This window comes from Nocardia farcinica (assembly GCF_029867845.1).
In the GTDB taxonomy this organism is placed as follows: Bacteria; Actinomycetota; Actinomycetes; order Mycobacteriales; family Mycobacteriaceae; genus Nocardia; species Nocardia farcinica_A.
On record NZ_JARWRU010000790.1, the window covers coordinates 1 to 2,699 of the forward strand.

Here is a 2,699-nt window from a genome sequence, read left to right on the forward strand (position 1 = left end):
GCGGACAGGTCCGAGACCGCGCCGCGCGCCGGGGGCGCCCACTTCACGCAAGTCGCCGCTGGCGTGGGGGGGGGGGTAGTTGTGGTAGGGCGGGCGGCCGCCGTCGGCGGGGTTCGGGAAGACGTCGTGGATGGCCAGCGCCTTGCCGGGGGCGACGAACTTCGCCCAGCCGGTGTAGTCGTTCTGCGCGGCCTCCTCGCTGTGACCGCCGTCGATGAACAGGAAGTCCAGCGGCGCGCCCCAGATCGAGGACAGCTGCCGCGAGGAGCCGACCAGGGCGACCACGGTCTCGCCGAGGCCCGCGCGCAGGACGGCACGGCGGAATTCGGGCAGGGTGTCGAAGCAGCCGGTATCCGGGTCGACCAGGGTGGTGTCGTGGTACTCCCAGCCGGGCTGGTGCTCCTCGGAGCCGCGGTGGTGGTCGACGGTGTAGACGACCGAGCCTCGGGCCCGTGCCGCCGCCGCGACCAGGATGGTGGATTTGCCGCAGTAGGTGCCGATCTCGACGACCGGGCCGCCCTCGCTGTAGCGCAGCACGGCCTCGTGCAGGGCCAGCCCCTCGTCCTCGGGGAGGAATCCGCGCACCGCGCGGGAGAGTTCGAACAGTTCGCTGTCGGGCAACCCGGCGCCGGGGCCGGTGGATGCCGTACCGGGCGTGCCTGTGACCTGCTGGCTCATCTAGCGACCGTGCTCCCTCGAATATTGCTGTTCAAGAAGGCCGATAGTAGCATCTAGACACATGTCCGAACGCTATTCCAACTCGCTCGGGGTCGAGCCGGTCGAGCCGAGACCGCTCGAGGCCACCCGGCGGCGACTGAGCGGCAAACAGGCGGACACGGTCGACAGACTGACCAGAGCCGCGCTCGCCGTGCTCGGGCGGGAGGGCTACAGCGGCATGACCATTCGGATCGTGGCGGCCGAGGCCGGGGTCGGGGCGGCCACCGCCTACACCTATTTCTCCTCGAAGGAGCATCTGGTCGCGGAGATCTTCTGGCGCCGGTTGCAGGCCTCCCAGCACGCCGCGACGCCGGACCCGGCGGCACAGCACCCGGCGGCACCGGACACGTCGACCCCGGACAGGACGCCACCCGTGACGACGGCACCGCACACGACGACACCCGGCACGACAGCACCAGACGCCACAGCACCAGACACGACGGCGCACGATCCGGTGACGCCGGAGGCCGCTCGCGTCGCGCGAGTCGTGACCGAACTGCGCGACATCGCCCTGCTGGTGGCCGACGAGCCGGAACTGTCCGGCGCGGTGACCAGCGCGCTGCTCGGGCGCGATCCCGATGTGCAGCATCTGCGCCTGCGTATCGGGCTCGCCATCCGCTCGCGCATCAGCGCCGCGCTGGGACCGGACCCCGACCCGGAGGTGATCGAGTCCCTGGAGCTGATCTACGCCGGGGCGCTCATGCGGGCCGGAATGGGCCACGAGTCCTACACCGACATCGCCGACCGGATCGAGCGTTCGGCGCTACGGGTGCTGCGCTGACGGGCCGCCGCGGCGAACGGCCGGCCGCGCGCCGCTACTCCCCCGTGGCGACCGGGTTGTCCGGGTCGGCGGACCACTGCGACCACGAACCGGGGAACAGCGCCAGCTCGATGCCCGCGGCCTCGGCGGCGGCGACCAGAACCGCCGCGGTGACGCCGGACCCGCAGTAGGCGCCGGTCGGCGCACCGGCCCCCGCACCGGGTTCCACGCCGCGCTTGGCGAAGCGCGCGCGCAGCTTCTCCGGCGCGACGAAGGCGCCGTCGTCGTCGAGCACGCTGGTGGACGGCAGATTCACCGCACCGGGGATGTGGCCGGCCACCGGGTCGACCGGCTCGAGCTCGCCGCGAAAGCGTTCGGGCGCACGGGCGTCCAGCAGCACGCCCTTTTCCGCGATCCGCGCCGCCTCCTCGGCGCTCAGCGTGGGCAGCGCGCCCGCGTACAAGTCCTCGTGGGCGACCGTGACATTGCCGATCCGGTCGTCGGCGTGCCGGTACTCGCGGCCGTACTCGACGGAGCCACCCGACTCGAGCCAGCCGCCGAACCCGCCGTCGAGGATGCGCACATCGGGCAGGCCGGCCGCGCGCAACACCCACCAGGCCCGCGAGGAGCCTGCTCGGTTCCAGTCGTCGTAGGCCACGACGGTGTCGCCCTCGTCGATCCCCCACCGGCGCAACGCCTCCTGCAGGGCGCTGCCCGAGGGCAGCGGGTGGCGGCCGCGACCGGTGACGGAGTGGTCGGTCAGCTCCGTCTCCAGGTCGACGTAGACGGCGCCCGGAATGTGGCCGTCGGCGAAGGACTCCCTGCCGTCGGGCTGGGTCAGCGCCCAGCGGACATCCAGCAGCCGTACCGGCGCGTCGCCGGCCAGCAGATCGGCGAGTTCGGTGGGGGTGATGAGGGTCGTCATCGGGTTCCTGTCTGTCTGGGCGGTGCGGTCCTGGCGGTGCTCATATCGCCTTGCCGGGGTTGAGGATTCCGGCCGGGTCGAACACCGACTTGAGCGAGCGGTGCAGCTCCAGCGCCGTGTCGCCGAGGTCGTCGGCCAGCCACGGGCGCTTGAGCACACCCACGCCGTGTTCCCCTGTCAGTGTGCCTCCCAGGCGCAGCGCGAGGGCGAAGACCTCGCCGACGGCCGCCTGCACCGGCGCCGGGGCCCGGTCGGTGGGCGCGGCGGCCGGGGGGCCGCTAGGGGGGAGGGTGGCCT

4 protein-coding genes are annotated in these 2,699 nt (G+C 72.6%); 1 reads left to right on the forward strand and 3 read right to left on the reverse strand.

What is annotated here, in order from left to right:
- Nucleotides 1–678, reverse strand: a 678-nt coding sequence (locus tag QH283_RS17290; RefSeq protein WP_280504023.1) for a class I SAM-dependent methyltransferase, incomplete at its 3' end; no start/stop codon positions are given.
- A 61-nt stretch (nt 679–739) separates the two neighbouring features.
- Here QH283_RS17290 and QH283_RS17295 point away from each other — a divergent pair.
- Nucleotides 740–1,498 (forward strand): TetR family transcriptional regulator, encoded by a 759-nt coding sequence (locus QH283_RS17295; RefSeq protein WP_280504024.1) that lies wholly within the window; start codon nt 740–742, stop codon nt 1,496–1,498.
- Between the two features lie 34 nt (nt 1,499–1,532).
- Here QH283_RS17295 and QH283_RS17300 read toward each other — a convergent pair whose 3' ends face one another.
- Together QH283_RS17300 and QH283_RS17305 are read right to left on the reverse strand one after the other, a co-directional pair.
- The gene (locus QH283_RS17300; RefSeq protein ID WP_280504025.1) at nt 1,533–2,402 is read right to left on the reverse strand and encodes a sulfurtransferase; all 870 of its coding nucleotides are present in this window, start codon (nt 2,400–2,402) and stop codon (nt 1,533–1,535) included.
- A 40-nt stretch (nt 2,403–2,442) separates the two neighbouring features.
- On the reverse strand, nt 2,443–2,699 hold a 257-nt coding region (locus tag QH283_RS17305), incomplete at its 5' end, for an FAD-linked oxidase C-terminal domain-containing protein (protein WP_280504026.1).

Coding starts and splice junctions, on each gene's coding strand:
- QH283_RS17295 (WP_280504024.1), top strand. CDS start 740: ATGTCCGAACGCTATTCCAACTCGCTCGGGGTCGAGCCGGTCGAGCCG.
- QH283_RS17300 (WP_280504025.1), bottom strand. CDS start 2,402: ATGACGACCCTCATCACCCCCACCGAACTCGCCGATCTGCTGGCCGGC.